At 38.7% G+C, this 15,515-nt stretch carries 13 protein-coding genes; 12 read left to right on the forward strand and 1 reads right to left on the reverse strand.

Going from position 1 to position 15,515, the window contains the following annotated elements:
• Positions 1-6 precede the first annotated feature (6 nt).
• On the forward strand, positions 7-483 hold the full coding sequence (locus tag EO766_RS13760; RefSeq protein ID WP_074418959.1) for a hypothetical protein: 477 nt from the start codon (positions 7-9) through the stop codon (positions 481-483).
• Positions 484-583: 100 nt separating this feature from the next.
• Here EO766_RS13760 and purN read toward each other — a convergent pair whose 3' ends face one another.
• Complete coding sequence (gene purN, locus EO766_RS13765) at positions 584-1,204, reverse strand: phosphoribosylglycinamide formyltransferase (RefSeq protein ID WP_074418958.1); 621 nt, start codon at positions 1,202-1,204, stop codon at positions 584-586.
• A gap of 308 nt (positions 1,205-1,512) precedes the next feature.
• Here purN and EO766_RS13770 point away from each other — a divergent pair, with 308 nt between their 5' ends.
• From EO766_RS13770 to EO766_RS13820, 11 genes are all read left to right on the forward strand, one after another.
• Positions 1,513-2,748: a c-type cytochrome gene (locus EO766_RS13770; RefSeq protein ID WP_228733143.1), complete on the forward strand. Its 1,236-nt coding sequence runs from the start codon at positions 1,513-1,515 to the stop codon at positions 2,746-2,748.
• 120 nt (positions 2,749-2,868) lie between these two features.
• The gene (locus tag EO766_RS13775) at positions 2,869-5,979 is read left to right on the forward strand and encodes a TAT-variant-translocated molybdopterin oxidoreductase (protein WP_081298613.1); all 3,111 of its coding nucleotides are present in this window, start codon (positions 2,869-2,871) and stop codon (positions 5,977-5,979) included.
• A gap of 96 nt (positions 5,980-6,075) precedes the next feature.
• The gene (gene nrfD / locus EO766_RS13780; RefSeq protein WP_074418955.1) at positions 6,076-7,515 is read left to right on the forward strand and encodes an NrfD/PsrC family molybdoenzyme membrane anchor subunit; all 1,440 of its coding nucleotides are present in this window, start codon (positions 6,076-6,078) and stop codon (positions 7,513-7,515) included.
• A gap of 66 nt (positions 7,516-7,581) precedes the next feature.
• The gene (locus EO766_RS13785; protein WP_074418954.1) at positions 7,582-8,172 is read left to right on the forward strand and encodes a DUF3341 domain-containing protein; all 591 of its coding nucleotides are present in this window, start codon (positions 7,582-7,584) and stop codon (positions 8,170-8,172) included.
• A gap of 21 nt (positions 8,173-8,193) precedes the next feature.
• Positions 8,194-8,811, forward strand: a complete 618-nt coding sequence (locus EO766_RS13790) for a c-type cytochrome (RefSeq protein WP_074418953.1) — start codon at positions 8,194-8,196, stop codon at positions 8,809-8,811.
• A 44-nt stretch (positions 8,812-8,855) separates the two neighbouring features.
• Positions 8,856-10,094 (forward strand): quinol:cytochrome C oxidoreductase, encoded by a 1,239-nt coding sequence (locus EO766_RS13795; RefSeq protein ID WP_081298612.1) that lies wholly within the window; start codon positions 8,856-8,858, stop codon positions 10,092-10,094.
• 49 nt (positions 10,095-10,143) lie between these two features.
• Positions 10,144-11,241: a cytochrome c oxidase subunit II gene (locus EO766_RS13800; RefSeq protein WP_074418952.1), complete on the forward strand. Its 1,098-nt coding sequence runs from the start codon at positions 10,144-10,146 to the stop codon at positions 11,239-11,241.
• 61 nt (positions 11,242-11,302) lie between these two features.
• A complete protein-coding gene (locus EO766_RS13805) occupies positions 11,303-13,120 on the forward strand; it encodes a cytochrome c oxidase subunit I (RefSeq protein WP_074418951.1) in 1,818 nt (605 codons plus the stop codon).
• 93 nt (positions 13,121-13,213) lie between these two features.
• Positions 13,214-14,125: a heme o synthase gene (gene cyoE, locus EO766_RS13810; protein ID WP_074418950.1), complete on the forward strand. Its 912-nt coding sequence runs from the start codon at positions 13,214-13,216 to the stop codon at positions 14,123-14,125.
• A gap of 33 nt (positions 14,126-14,158) precedes the next feature.
• Positions 14,159-14,740 carry a cytochrome c oxidase subunit 3 gene (locus EO766_RS13815; RefSeq protein ID WP_074418949.1) on the forward strand — a complete coding sequence of 194 codons (582 nt, stop codon included), beginning with the start codon at positions 14,159-14,161 and terminating at the stop codon, positions 14,738-14,740.
• A gap of 80 nt (positions 14,741-14,820) precedes the next feature.
• A complete protein-coding gene (locus tag EO766_RS13820; protein WP_074418948.1) occupies positions 14,821-15,495 on the forward strand; it encodes a cytochrome c oxidase subunit 3 in 675 nt (224 codons plus the stop codon).
• The last annotated feature ends 20 nt before the right edge of the window (positions 15,496-15,515 follow it).

The raw sequence follows: 15,515 nt of genomic DNA on the forward strand, positions 1-15,515 counted from the left end.
ATTCATATGAAAACTTTAGTATTTTCTATTTTGATATTTCTTACAATAAATGTTCATTCTCAAAAAAAAGAATTCATTCGCGTTTATATCTTAGAGGGAAAGAAAATAATGCGTGGTAGAGATTATCAAATTACTGACTCGACAATTGAGTTTAAAAAAAAGAATAAAATAATCCATTACGCTCAAATCGGTTTCATTAAAACAAAGCATTCTTTTGGACATAATATTGGGGTTGGTAGTCTCTTAGGGCTTGCATCTTTGGGTTTATTTACCCTGACCCTTCCCTATGATAAAAAAATTAACCTTTTTGATAAAGGTACAACGGTAGGTTTAGTTTCAACTTTAATCGGTGCGCCTTCCGGTGCTCTTATTGGTACAATTTCTAATGTTTTTAAGAAGCCAAAAAAAATTGAGATTGATAGAGATTTTGAAAAATGGGAAAAATTCAAAACTTTATTTCAAAAAATATCAAAATCAGATTAACTAAGGCTACCTGCAACAAAAATATTTGCAAAAGCAGGGATGGACAATGTAATCCCGAAGCTTCGAGATGGAAGCTTCAGCAACAGTTCGGGCCCGACGTTCAATTTTCTGCTTTAGTTGATAATTTCAACTTCAAATTTTGCATAATAGTGTCTTCAATCACTTTTGGAAAATGGGCATATTCTAAAACATGCACTTTTTGCGCAATTTGTTCGGGCGTATCAGTTGGCACAACCGCACAGGTAGCTTGAAAAATAGGAGGACCATCATCATAATTTTCATTCACAAAATGAATTGTGATACCTGTTACCGATTCGCCAGCATTGGCAATAGCCTGGTGTACTTTAATGCCATACATGCCTTTACCGCCATATTTGGGTAATAAGGCAGGGTGAATGTTGATGATATGATGGGGGAAAGCTTCAATTAGAGTAGGGGGCACTTTCCATAAAAAACCGGCCAAAATAATCCAGTTTATACCGTAGATCTGCATTTCAGGAACATAGCCGTCTGTTTTTTGGAATTTTTCTTTTTCAATGATTAAAACAGGAATTTGGTGTTGGTGGGCAATTTGAATAACACCGGCATTGGAATTATTGGTAACAATTAATTGTATGGTAATAAAAGGATGCTGCTGAAAATAGTGTATTAAATTAACCGTATTAGAACCAGTACCGGAAGCAAAAATAGCCAGGCGTTGTTGAGGGTAAGATGGGTTCATTCGGAGTATTTATATTTAAAACGTATCGGTTATGTGTAAAACAAATAGTATGAAATTGGGTACCGGATGGCAAAAATCTGATTAATTTTTCAAATGCAGCCTACCATATTTGGTAAACAAATTTGTTGATTAAAGCTTGTATTAAAAAGAAATAAAAATGGAACAATTCTTTGAAACCCGCGCCATTACTGACTAAAATTTTTTTTTAAACATTGAGTTTTTGTCAGCCCCGTGTCATATTTTTGCACTCGTTCAAGGATATTTTTCCACATTAGACCAACCAGATTGTGAATATGATACCTCATCGCATGATAATCCGAACTGTTGTCGCAGGAATTTTTGTTGTTTTTTCGTTTGCATTCGTCGGTAATTTAAAAGCCCAGGATGGCAAATCATTATTCAGTCAAAATTGTGCATCCTGCCATGCCATTGATAAAAAGTTAGTAGGCCCTGCATTGATGGGTGTAGAAGACAGGTGGCCCAACAAGAAAAATCTATATTCTTGGATTCGGAATAATCAGGCATTCTTAAAAACAGGCGATCCTTATGCCAATAAGTTGTATAATGAATACAACAAAACAGCTATGAACCTGTTTCCGCAATTAACCGATGCTGAAATTGGTGCTATCTTAAAATATATATCCGATTATAAACCGGCTACTCCACAAGCCGCTGGTGGCACTGCCACACAGCCTGCTGCCGATAGCGATAATACCTTATTATTTGGTATTTTAACCCTGATATTGGCTGTTATTGCCTTTACCTTAATGCAGGTAAACAGCAACCTCAAAAAATTAACCGACAATAAAGAAGGTATTGAATCGCCAGAGCCAGTGCCTTTCTGGAAAAACAGAACTTATATTGCTTTTGTAACTATCCTGCTCTTTTTGGTAGGTGGATATTTAACTACCAAAGGGGCTATTGGGTTAGGCCGTAACATTAATTATGAACCCAAGCAACCTATTTTCTATTCACACAAAGTGCATGCAGGCATTAACCAAATTAACTGTTTGTATTGCCATAGTGGAGCATTAGACAGTAAATATTCTAATGTGCCTTCTGTAAATGTTTGTATGAACTGCCACATGGCCATTAATGAATACAAAGGCGAAAAATTATATACTGCCGATGGCGATGAAGTAAACGGTACGGAAGAAATTAAAAAATTATACGAATACGCCAACTTTACACCCGGCCAGCCTTGGGATGCCAGCAAAGCAAAACCCATTGAATGGACCAAAATACACATGTTGCCTGCACACGTTTATTTCAATCACTCACAACATACCCGTGTAGGTAAAGTACAATGTCAAATTTGTCATGGTGAAATCAATAAAATGGATGAAGTAAAACAGGTTTCTGAATTGAGCATGGGCTGGTGTATTAACTGTCACCGCACCACACAGGTTCAGTTTAAAGACAATGGATTTTACAGCATTTATGAAAAATACCATCAGGATTTAAAAGATGGTAAATTAGATAGTACCAAGGGCGTAACTGTAGAAATGATTGGTGGTACCGAATGTCAAAAATGTCACTATTAAAATAAAGTTTCAAAAGTATTGTTGGCTGTATTGATACGAAAGTTTGATATAGTTAAACCGCATCAACGAAAAAATGTAGAGTGCCTGTTTTAGGCAATTTTACACCTAACAAAACAAATTATGGAGCAAAAAAAACACTGGCAAAGTTTTGGAGAGTTGAATAATTCTGAAGGTTATCAGCAATCAGCAAAAGACGAGTTCCGGGAAGATTTACCCGTGTGGGAAGATGATAAAGGTTTGTTTGATGCTACCACTCCCCGTAGAGATTTCTTAAAATATTTGGGTTTTAGTACGGCCGCTGCCATGGTAGCTGCCAGTTGTGAGGTGCCCGTTAAAAAAATTATTCCTTTTGCCAATAAACCGGAAGATGTAATACCCGGAGTAGCCAACTATTATGCTACTACCTATTTACAGGATGGGGAAGCGGTAAGTGTGGTGGCAAAAGTTAGAGATGGTCGTCCTATTAAGTTGGAGGGGAATGAATTAAGCCCCATTACCAAAGGCGGAACTTCTGCCAGGGTACAATCATCTGTACTGGATTTGTATGATACTGCCCGTTTACGTTTCCCAACCATTGATGGTAAAGAAACAACTTTCGAAAATATAGATGGTGCTATTGCCAATGCAATGGGTTCGTTGGGTGGTGCACCCGTGGTTATTTTAACCAGTTCGGTGGTGTCTCCTTCTTCAAAAGAAGTGATTAACCAATTCATTGCCAGGCATCCGGGTTCTCGTCAGGTAACTTACGATGCTATTTCATATAGTGGTATGTTACTGGCCAATGAAGCTACTTATGGCAAAAAAGCCATTCCTTCTTATCGTTTCGATAATGCCAAAGTAATTGTAAGTCTGGGTGCAGATTTTTTGGGTACCTGGTTAAGCTCCATTGAATTTGCAAAACAATACTCAAAAAATAAAAAAATCAATGAAAAGGCACCGGCCATGAGCAAACATTTTCATTTTGAAAGTGTGGCTAGTTTAACCGGTTCTAATGCCGATGAGCGTTACCTGCATCGTCCATCTGAAACAGGTGCCGTTGCGGTAGCTTTACTCAATGCCATCAATGGTCAGGCAGTAAATTTGAGTGACACTGCTTTAAAAGAAGGAATTAAAAACGCAGCAGCAGCGCTGATAGCCAATAAAGGCAATGCCCTTGTGGTAAGCGGCAGTAACGATGTAAACGTACAAATAGTAGTAAACGCCATTAATGAGGCATTACAATCGGGAGGTAAAACCATCGATTGGTCCAGTACCTATAATACCTATCAGGGTGTTGATACCGATTTTGCCCGTTTGGTAGAAGATATGAATGCCGGAAGTGTAGGTGCGTTATTGATTATTGGCCCCAACCCTGCGTATACCTGGTTCGATAGCAGCCGCTTTGTGGCCGGTATGAAGAAAGTAAAATTTGCCGTTTCATTCAGTCCTAAAAATGATGAAACTACTCAATTGTGTAAATATGTAATTCCCAATCACCACTTCTTGGAAAGTTGGGGCGATGCGGAACCCAAAACAGGTTATTATTCTTTATTACAACCTACTATTTATCCATTATTCAAAACCCGCCAATGGCAGGATAGCCTGTTAAAATGGAGTGGCGCAACTACCGATTATTTAGGCTTTTTGAAAACTTACTGGAGTGCTAAAGCCGGTGGTGAAAATGGGTGGAATAAGGCCTTGCAGGATGGTGTACTGAATCCGGTTACAGAACCCGTTATGTTGGGTGCCGCATTTAACAGTGGTGCCGTAAGTGGTGCATTGGCAGCCATTGCTGCGAACAAAAAAGGTGGAAAAGTAGAAGTAGTATTGTACCAAAAAGTGAGCATAGGTGCCGGACAAACCGCCTCTAACCCCTGGTTACAGGAAATGCCCGATCCAATTACCCGTGCTACCTGGGATAATTATGTAATGATGTCTCCGGCCATGGCCAGAACATTGTTAAATATTGATTTGAATATTGCCCGTGAAGCCGATAATTATGAAGTAACCCCTGAAAAACCGGTGGTAAAAGTAACGGCTAACGGAAAAAGCGTAACATTACCCGTTTTAATTATACCGGGAGTGCATCCTGATACCATTGGTATTGCTGTAGGTTACGGCCGTACCAAAGAAATTGGTAAAGCTGCTGAAGGAATCGGACAAAATGTATTTCCATTTACCAACATGAGCGGCACTACTTTAAGTTATGCTGTGATAGATGCTACGGTTGAAAAAACCGGTAATACTTATCCAGTAGCTTTAATGCAAACGCACAATGTGTACGATACCCCACAGGGAAAACGTACCGAAGTGATGAAAGAATTAACTTTAAGTGCATTTAAAAAAGATCCGGAAGAAATTATTAATGACCGCGAAAAAGAATTAGCTCCATTTGGCGGATTAAAAGATTACGAAAAAGAAGGAACCATTTATCCTTATTTCGATAAGCCTGGTATTCACTGGGGCATGAGTGTGGATTTAAATTCTTGTACCGGTTGTGGCGCCTGTGTAATTGCCTGCCATGCAGAAAACAATGTACCGGTGGTAGGCAAGCCGGAGGTATTGCGTTTTCATGATATGCACTGGTTAAGAATTGACCGTTATTACAGTGGCAATCCCGATAATCCGAAAGTGGTATTCCAACCTTTAATGTGCCAACAGTGCGATAATGCGCCTTGCGAAAATGTGTGCCCGGTAGGTGCTACCAACCATAGCAGTGAAGGATTGAACCAAATGGCTTATAACAGATGTATTGGAACCAGGTATTGCGCCAATAACTGTCCTTATAAAGTGCGCCGTTTTAACTGGGCCGATTACACCGGTTCAGACAGTTTCCCCGACAATCAGAAGGGCATTGTGAATGATGTGGTATTGATGATGAATGACGGTTTGTCTCGTATGGTATTGAATCCGGATGTAACCGTTCGTGCCCGTGGTGTAATGGAAAAATGTACTTTCTGCGTACAAAGGTTGCAGGAAGGAAAATTAAAAGCCAAGAAAGAAAGCAGGCCTTTAATTACCGGGGAAGACAATAAATGGGATGTAAAAACTGCTTGTCAACAGGCTTGCCCTACTGATGCTATTGTATTTGGTAATATAAACGATTCACACAGTGCCATTACCATTACCCGTCAGGAGAATAAGTTACGACTCTTCAAATCATTAGAGCAATTGCACGTATTACCGAACGTAAATTATTTGGCGAAAGTGCGCAATGTTGAAGAAGAGGCCACTGAAAAAGCAGAAGGATAAGATGGATTGTTTCAGCAAATTGAAATAAAGTATACTTTGAAAATGTAAACACAGTTCTCAGAAATTAATTTCCGGAACACTAAACAGTAAGAAGAAATGCATTTAAAGTACGAATCACAATTAAGAGAGCCGTTGGTATATGGCAGGAAAACCTACCATGATGTTACGGAAGAAATTATTCGCCCCATTGAGGCAAAGCCGGGTAAGCTTTGGTATGTTGGATTTTATACTGCCGTGGCATTACTGCTGTTTGGGGTATATAGCGTATACCGGGATGTTACATATGGTATTGGCCAATGGAACCTGAATAAAACCGTAGGTTGGGGTTGGGATATTACCAACTTCGTATGGTGGGTAGGTATTGGTCATGCCGGTACATTGATTTCTGCCATCCTATTACTGTTTCGTCAGGGCTGGCGTACGGGTGTAAACCGTGCTGCGGAAGCAATGACCATCTTTGCGGTAATGTGTGCCGGACAGTTCCCCATCTTCCACATGGGTCGTGTATGGTTGGCGTTCTTCATTATGCCTTATCCCAATACAAGAGGTCCGGTTTGGGTAAACTTCAACTCTCCTTTGTTGTGGGACGTATTTGCGATTTCTACTTATTTCACCGTATCTGTTTTATTCTGGTACAGTGGTTTAATACCTGATATGGCAACCGTACGCGACAGGGCTAAAACAAAATTGCGTAAATATTTATATGGCGTTGCTGCCTTTGGCTGGACAGGTTCTACCAAACACTGGCAAAGAATCGAATCTTTATCATTGGTATTGGCCGGCTTGGCTACACCGCTGGTACTTTCAGTACACACCATTGTATCTATGGACTTTGCCACCTCTGTTATTCCAGGCTGGCATACCACCATCTTCCCGCCCTATTTTGTGGCCGGTGCTGTATTCTCGGGTTTTGCCATGACACAATCGCTGCTGCTGGTGGTAAGAAAAGTATATCATTTAGAAGATTATATTACCATTGGCCACATTGAGGCCATGAATAAAATTATTGTATTAACCGGCTCTATTGTAGGGGTGGCCTATTTAACAGAATTGTTCATGGGCTGGTACAGCCAAAGTAAATATGAAGGTTATACCTTCTGGTATAGCAGGGCTAATTTGTTTAGTCCTTATGGTTGGAGTTACTGGGGTATGATGACCTGTAACGTTATGGTGCCACAAATATTTTGGTTGCGTAAAGCAAGAAGAAACCTCTTTATCACCTTCTTCATTTCTGTTCTGGTGAACGTGGGTATGTGGTTTGAGCGTTTTGTAATTATTGTTACTTCTATTTATAGAGACTATTTGCCTTCTTCCTGGTCTGTTTATTACAGCCCAACTATTTGGGAAATTGGTTTCTATCTGGGAACATTTGGCTTGTTCTTTACCTGCTTCTTCTTATTTAGCAAGTATGCACCGGTTATTGCGGTACATGAAATTAAATATGTATTGAAGACCAGCGGAGAAAGCTACAAAAACACAATGGGTGCTATTGAAAAAGAACCGGTGGAAGAATTTGCACATGAATATGCACATTAATTCTAATTCCGGAATTAGCAGATAGCAATTGTGTGAATACAATTATTGAAGACCTAAATTAAACATATGGCAAAAAAGAAATTTGTTGTAGGCTGTTTTGATAATGAGGAAGTGTTATTCCCTGCTGTAAAAAAAGTACGTACAGCCGGTTATAAAATCAGAGATGTGTACACCCCTTTTCCGGTACATGGCTTAGACCATGCCTTGGGTTTAAGAGAAACCAGTTTGCATACTGCCGGTTTTATTTACGGAATTACCGGAACTGCCACAGCTTTGGGTGGTATTAGTTGGATATTAACATACGACTGGCCATTGAATATTGGCGGAAAGCCCCATTTTGCGTTACCGGCATGGATACCCATTACTTTTGAGTTAACGGTATTATTTGCTGCAGTAGGCATGGTATATACTTTCTGTTATTTATGCCAGTTGGCTCCATTTGTAAAAAAGCACCATTTCCATCCCCGGGCAACCGACGACTTATTTGTGATGGTAATTGAGTGCACAGATAAAACCAATATAGATGATTTAAGAGGATTCTTAACTAATAATGGCGCTGTTGAAACAGATGTACAGGTGGCTGAAGAAGGCTGGTGGTGGGGTCGTTATGATAAAGACGACGAAAAAACATTAGAAAAAGAAATTATTGCTGCTTAACTTAATTTGAATTGATTTACAATGAAAAAACTATCTATTTTAATCGTTTTATTCTCTGCAACCGCTGTTTTATTCAGTTGCAGTGATATTAAGCGCAAACCCAGCCGCATTTATATGCCCGATATGTTTTACAGCCGGGCTTATCAAACATATACTGATCATAGTAATTTAACCAAAGAAGGGGTTTTTTACAATGAAAAGCCCGTAGTTGGAACCATTGCCCGCGGCGAAGATATGCCTTTCCCTTTGGCCAAAGATGTGCCGGGCGATACCACCAACTATGCTGCTTCCAAACTGATTAAAAGCCCCATTGATTCTTTAACACCGGCACAGTATGTAGAAACAGAAAGACTTTTCTTGGTGAATTGCGCCATTTGTCACGGACCAAAATTAGATGGAAATGGCCCACTCTATAAAGGTGGTGAAGGCCCATATCCTGCTAAGCCGGCTCAATTGGTAGGCGATGCTAAATATGAAGCTATGCCAGAAGGGCAAATGTTTTATTCCGTTGAATATGGTAAGAACTTAATGGGTAGCTATGCTTCTCAGTTAAGCAGGCAACAACGTTGGCAAATTATTCGTTACATTAAAATGAAGCAGGCCGAAGGCAAAGCAAATACTGCTACGGCAAGTAAATAATTAAATTGGTACTGCATCCATCAAAATAATAAATGTGTTTTACAATGGCAGAACAAACTTTAGATTTTAAAGAGCAATTCGAGGTTCCTTCAAAAATGAAAACATGGTCCTATGCCTTAATAGGAATAGGCCTGCTGGCTTTTATTATCGGATTGTTTACAAAAGGCACCGGAACCAATGAAGAAAAAGCCATATTCATGGGTACCATTATGTACAATACCATTTTCTGGACCATGGTATGTAATGCCGCTATGTTTTTTATTTGTGCTACTACTTTGGCCATGGGCGGTTGGCAAATGACTTTTAGAAGAGTGGCTGAAGCTATTTCAACCCTTGTACCTGTATTTGGTATTATTACTTTAGTGGTATTGTTTTATATTGTATTTACCGGCAACCACGAAATTTATCATTGGTTAGATGCCAAACAAGTAGCTGCTGATGAAATATTAAAAGGAAAATCAGGTTTTTTAAATGTAAAATTCTTCGTAATCTGGTCTATACTCACTGTTGGTTTATGGAGCTTATTGGGTTGGAGAATGCGTAAAATTAGCAGCGAGGCTGATATTGAACCCATGGATTATAATACCGGCAACACTTATGTTTGGAAAAATACGGTAACTGCCGGATTATTTATTGTATGGTTTGCATTAACGGTAGGTTCTACTTTACCCTGGTTGTGGTTAATGAGTATTGATGCACATTGGTACAGTACCATGTATAGCTGGTACGTTTTTGCAAGCACTTTTGTATCGGGTGTAGCATTAATTACATTGTGGGTAATCTATTTAAAAAACAAGGGCTATTTGGAATATACCAATCAGGAGCACTTGCACGATTTGGGTAAATTTATTTTTGCATTTTCTATTTTTTGGACTTATTTATGGTTCTCACAATACATGCTGATTTGGTACTCTAACCAACCGGAAGAAACCGTTTACTTTAAGGGAAGAGTACAAGGTCCCTATAAAGGCATCTTTTTCTTAAACATTATTATCAATTTCATTTGTCCGCTCTTAATTTTGATGAAGCGTTCTGCAAAAAGAAACTATACTTTAATGACTTTTATGGCGGTATTGATTCTTTTTGGACACTGGATAGATTTTTACCAAATTGTAATGCCCGGCATTAGCAAAGACCATGTTTCTTTAGGCTGGTTCGATTTTGGTATCCTGGCTTTGTTTATTGGCTTAATGATTCATTTTGTTGGGAAAGCACTGGCTTCAAAACCATTGATTGCAAAATACAATCCCTTCCTAAAAGAAAGTATTGTACATCATACGTAGAAAGACATTAATAATATTGAAACTGAATTGAAATTTTAATTGTAGTGTTATGACAATCTTTTTAACGATAGCAGTAATTGTGTTGGTGTTCCTGGTAATTTTTCAAATTGCCAAAGCCAGTGAGTATGTGGGCATTTTAAAAGGCGAAAAAGAAACACGCCAACAAGCCAATAAAATCAATGGTTTTTTGATGGTGGGGTTTTTAGTATTGGGGTTAATAGGTTTATACTGGTGTAATGAATTGTTGTTCAAAAAAACATTATTAGAGCATCCCTCTGCCAGTGTGCAGGGCGAAAAAGTAGACTCCATTTTATGGATTACTTTAATTATAACAGGTGTGGTTTTCTTAATTACTCAAATTTTATTATTCTGGTTCTCATTCCGTTACCAGGAAAAAGAAAACAATAAACCTTTCTTTTTTCCGCATAATAATAAATTAGAGTTGTTATGGACAGTGGTACCTGCCATTGTTTTAACCATATTGGTAATTATAGGCTTAAGAGATTGGTTTTATTTTACAGGTGATGCCCCTAAAAATGCAATGGTAGTTGAAATTACCGGCAAACAATTTGGCTGGATTTTTCGCTATCCGGGCGAAGATGGCATTTTAGGTAAAAAATATTACAAAGAAATAGATCCTGCTACCAATTCATTAGGGTTAGTTTGGAAAAATGACAGCACCTTGCATTTGAAAGATGACCCGGCTACCCATGATGATGTTGTGATGGAACAAACGTTATATCTGGTGAAAGGTAAACCGGTTAAGTTTATTATTGGCTCAAGAGATGTGATTCATGATGTAGGATTACCTCAGTTCCGTTTAAAAATGGATGCAGTTCCCGGTATACCCACTACCATGTGGTTAACACCTAAATATACTACGGAAGAAATGCGTAAAATAACTGATAATCCTAATTTTGATTACGAAATTGCCTGTGATCAGTTGTGTGGTAACGGCCATTATTCCATGAAAGGAATTATTAAAGTGGTAAGTCAGGAAGATTTTGATGTTTGGATGGCGAAACAAAAACCGTATTATTACCTTGCTTTCCCAGACAAAGATCCGGATAATAAAAAAACCGACAGCACTGCTAAGCCTACCATGGCTGCCGGGCAACTAATGATTAAAGCAGTGGCTAAAAATTAATGTTTATAGAACCGAATTGTTTGAATTGTTGTTAAAGAAGAACTTTTAAAACTGTAAAGTTATGAGTAACGAAATTGCACTGGGAGCCGGCGCCGGACTTAGCACCGAATTAGCATCCGAGCATCATGAACATCATGAACACCATCAGTCGTTTATTACAAAGTACATTTTTAGTACCGACCATAAAATGATTTCTAAACAGTTCCTGATTACAGGTATTATTTGGGCATTCCTGGGTGGATTAATGAGCGTATTATTCCGATTGCAATTGGGTTATCCTGATTCACATTTTTACTGGTTGCAGGATGTTTTGGGAAAATTTTGGGTAGAAGATGGTCGTATTACCCCACAGGCTTACTATGCTTTGGTTACCATACATGGAACCGTGATGGTTTTCTTTGTATTAACTGCCGGTCTTAGCGGTACTTTTGCCAACTTTTTAATACCACTGCAAATTGGTGCCCGGGATATGGCTTCGCCCTTTATGAATATGTTGTCTTATTGGTTCTTTTTTAGTGCAGGGTTGGTGATGTTATCTTCATTGTTTGTTGAAACGGGGCCGTTTAGTGGCGGTTGGGTGGCCTATGCGCCATTGAGTGCTTTGCGCGATGCATCACCCGGTTCTAAATCTGGTATGGATCTGTGGCTAATTTCAATTATTTTATTTGTGGTATCCTCACTTCTCGGTGGGCTAAATTATATAGCTACGATCTTAAACATGAGAACCAAAGGTATGAGCATGACTAGGTTGCCCTTAACTATCTGGGCATTATTTTTTACTGCTGTTATTGGCGTGCTTTCTTTTCCCGTTTTATTTTCCGGCTTCATATTATTGATTTTCGACAGAAACTTTGGTACCAGCTTTTATTTATCCGATATATTTATTAATGGGGTAGGTGCTTTGCCCAATGAGGGGGGTACCGCCATTTTATACCAGCATTTATTCTGGTTCCTGGGCCATCCTGAAGTATATATTGTATTATTACCTGCAATGGGTATGGCTTCTGAAATTATGTCGGTAAACGCAAGGAAACCCATTTTTGGCTACATGGCAATGATTGGTTCTTTGTTTGCCATATGTATACTTTCATTTTTAGTATGGGCGCACCACATGTTCGTATCCGGATTAAATCCTTTTGTGGGCTCTGTTTTCGTACTCTTAACTTTATTGATTGCGGTACCTTCTGCTATTAAAGTATTTAACTGGTTAACTACTTTGTGGCGTGGTAATATTCGCTTTACGCCTGGTATGTTGTTTACCATAGGTTTTGTTAGTTTGTTTATTTCAGGCGGATTAACCGGTATTTGGCTTGGCGATTCTGCATTAGATATTCACTTACACGATACTTATTTTGTAATTGCACACTTTCACTTAGTAATGGGCGTGGCTTCTATGTTTGGTATGTTTGCAGGTATTTACCACTGGTTCCCTAAAATGTATGGTCGTTACATGAACAATACATTGGCATATATCCATTTCTGGATTACATTGGCCGGTGCTTATCTGATTTTCTGGCCCATGCATTATGAAGGTTTAGCCGGTATGCCTCGTCGTTATTATGATTACAGCAGCTGGGAAAGTTTCAAACAATTTGCAGAATTAAACAGGTTTATCAGCACAGTTGTAATCATCACTTTTGCTACACAACTTTTATTCATCTTTAATTTCTTCTATTCTATTTTCAAAGGAAGAAAAGTAACCACTAAAAATCCATGGGGTGCCAATACATTGGAATGGACAACTCCAATTAATCCCGGACACGGTAACTGGGAAGGAGAAATTCCGGAAGTACACCGTTGGGCTTATGATTATAATAAAGATGGAAGAGAATATATTCCGCAAACAGAGCCTGTTGGTGCGGATGAAACGCAACACTAATTTTAATAATGTAGTGAAGTAATTATCTCGGCTTCACCTAAAATATGTGCAATGCCCTGAGATGTCAGGGCATTGGTTTTTACTAAAATGAACATGACAAAAACCATTGATACTTCTACTTCGGTTTCTTTTGCACTAGTGGCTAAAGTGAAGGATTATTTTCAGTTAATGAAATTTACCCTCAGCTTTACGGTAGTGTTCTCCTGCGTTATTTGTTACCTGATGGCGCCAAAAGTAGTAGCATACAATTGGGGTATGATTGTTTTATTGTTTGTTGCCGGGCTATTAATTACAGGAAGTGCAAATGCTATTAATCAGGCTGTTGAAAAAGATACCGATGCCTTAATGAAGCGTACTTTAAAAAGACCGGTTGCCAGTGGTAGAATGCGTGCAGAAGAAGCTTATATCTTCGCTTTCATCAGTGGGGTAATTGGAGTGGCTATGATGTGGTATTTTTTTAATTTGTCATCTGCATTGTTATCTGCTTTCAGCTTGTTTTTATATGCCTTTATTTATACGCCATTAAAAAAAGTGAATTCCATTGCAGTTTTAATTGGCGGTTTTCCGGGTGCATTGCCCTGTTTAATTGGATGGGTAGCCGGCCAGGATGCTTTTACCGCCGGAGGATGGGTTTTATTTGCCATTCAGTTTTTGTGGCAGTTCCCGCATTTTTGGGCCATTGCCTGGGTAGCACATAACGATTATTCAAAAGCCGGGTTTAAACTGTTGCCCAATGAAAAAGGACCTACAAAATATACAGCGCTTCAAACTATCATGTACAGTGTGCTCATGATTCCGGTGGGTTTATTGCCGGCATATTTAAATATGTCGGGCCAGGTGAGTATGTGGATTTTATTAGCCTGCAACCTGTTCATGGTGTTTCAGTCGGTTCGGTTGTACAGAGAAATGACTGTAAAAGCAGCACGTAGAGTAATGTTTAGTAGTTATATTTATTTACCGATTGTATTATTTGCATTATTAGCCGATAAAATACCCGGCGCATAAAATTTTTTATTGTATACCTAAATTGAATATGTGATGATGGCAGTAACAGAAACTTCTAACCGTAGTAAAAAAATACATCCCCATAAATTTTTAATGTGGATGGGCATTGGCAGCATTTGTATGATGTTTGCCGGATTAACCAGTGCATATATCGTAAAAAGAAATCAGGCCAATTGGGAAGATGTGCAACTGTCGCCTGTTTTCCTCTATTCTACAATGGTGATCGTTAGTAGTAGTATTACCATGTATCTGGCTTTAAAGGCCTTTAAAGCCAGGCAAATGCTGCAATACAAAAACTTAATAACCATTACGGTTATATTGGGGCTGGTATTTGCTTATTTGCAGTATATAGGTTTTAAGGCAATGGCCAATCATGGGGTTTTATTAATAGGCACGGGCAGTAATGCAGCAGCTTCCTTTCTGATAGTAATTATTGGATTGCATGTGCTGCATGTGTTGGGTGGGGTGGTTGCATTACTCATCACCTTCTTCAGGGCATTCAGAACAAAAGTAAAATCTTATAGCCCGGTACCCATTGAAATAGTAAGCACTTACTGGCATTTTGTAGATATACTTTGGATTTATTTGTATATATTTCTGTATGTAGCCAGATAAGTGGTTTAAAAAATATGCAATTTGTGCACGATTTTTAAACATTAGCCAATAAATTTGCGAACGTAATTTAAGAAACCAACATGTCAACAACAACAGCAACTGCAACAACCAAGTGGTGGAGCGGCGGTAAAAGCCCCTTCAACGTAGAGTATGGTAAAATTATGATGTGGTATTTTTTAATGAGTGACACATTTACGTTTGGTGCCTTACTCATTTCTTATGGAACCACCCGTTTTGCAACCCAGGGATGGCCTGACCCCAATCATGTGTTTAATTCTTTTCCCGGCTTAGGTAGTGGTTACCCATTGCTGTTTGTTAGTTTAATGACATTTATTTTGATTCTAAGTTCCGTTACCATGGTATTGGCGGTACAGGCAGGACAAAACATGAATAAAAAAGGTGTTGTCATTAATTTAATATTTACCATTATTGGCGGTTTGGCATTTTTAAGTTGTCAGGCATGGGAGTGGACACACTTATTTCACGAAGGTGCCTGGTGGGGTCGTAATCCATTCTTAAATGCAGATGGAACCCAATCAACTACCAACTTCACCAATTTCTTTTTTACCATTACCGGGTTCCATGGATTCCATGTATTTAGCGGTGTTGTGATTAATGTGATTATGCTTATTATGGCATTAAATAATACATTTGAAAAGAAAGGCCATTATTTAATGATTGAAAAAGCTGGTTTATACTGGCACTTTGTAGATTTGGTTTGGGTATTTGTATTTACCTGTTTTTATCTGGTATAATCAATTGAATTCATTATCAA

Source organism: Hydrotalea sp. AMD (genome assembly GCF_004100315.1).
Classification (GTDB): domain Bacteria; phylum Bacteroidota; class Bacteroidia; order Chitinophagales; family Chitinophagaceae; genus Hydrotalea; species Hydrotalea flava.

What these genes read in the sequence shown, in the direction of transcription:
- EO766_RS13775 (WP_081298613.1), top strand. Translation starts at nt 2,869, where the DNA reads ATGGAGCAAAAAAAACACTGGCAAAGTTTTGGAGAGTTGAATAATTCT.
- EO766_RS13760 (WP_074418959.1), top strand. Translation starts at nt 7, where the DNA reads ATGAAAACTTTAGTATTTTCTATTTTGATATTTCTTACAATAAATGTT.
- nrfD (WP_074418955.1), top strand. Translation starts at nt 6,076, where the DNA reads ATGCATTTAAAGTACGAATCACAATTAAGAGAGCCGTTGGTATATGGC.
- EO766_RS13795 (WP_081298612.1), top strand. Translation starts at nt 8,856, where the DNA reads ATGGCAGAACAAACTTTAGATTTTAAAGAGCAATTCGAGGTTCCTTCA.
- EO766_RS13805 (WP_074418951.1), top strand. Translation starts at nt 11,303, where the DNA reads ATGAGTAACGAAATTGCACTGGGAGCCGGCGCCGGACTTAGCACCGAA.
- purN (WP_074418958.1), bottom strand. Translation starts at nt 1,204, where the DNA reads ATGAACCCATCTTACCCTCAACAACGCCTGGCTATTTTTGCTTCCGGT.
- cyoE (WP_074418950.1), top strand. Translation starts at nt 13,214, where the DNA reads ATGACAAAAACCATTGATACTTCTACTTCGGTTTCTTTTGCACTAGTG.
- EO766_RS13815 (WP_074418949.1), top strand. Translation starts at nt 14,159, where the DNA reads ATGATGGCAGTAACAGAAACTTCTAACCGTAGTAAAAAAATACATCCC.
- EO766_RS13790 (WP_074418953.1), top strand. Translation starts at nt 8,194, where the DNA reads ATGAAAAAACTATCTATTTTAATCGTTTTATTCTCTGCAACCGCTGTT.
- EO766_RS13785 (WP_074418954.1), top strand. Translation starts at nt 7,582, where the DNA reads ATGGCAAAAAAGAAATTTGTTGTAGGCTGTTTTGATAATGAGGAAGTG.
- EO766_RS13820 (WP_074418948.1), top strand. Translation starts at nt 14,821, where the DNA reads ATGTCAACAACAACAGCAACTGCAACAACCAAGTGGTGGAGCGGCGGT.
- EO766_RS13770 (WP_228733143.1), top strand. Translation starts at nt 1,513, where the DNA reads ATGATAATCCGAACTGTTGTCGCAGGAATTTTTGTTGTTTTTTCGTTT.
- EO766_RS13800 (WP_074418952.1), top strand. Translation starts at nt 10,144, where the DNA reads ATGACAATCTTTTTAACGATAGCAGTAATTGTGTTGGTGTTCCTGGTA.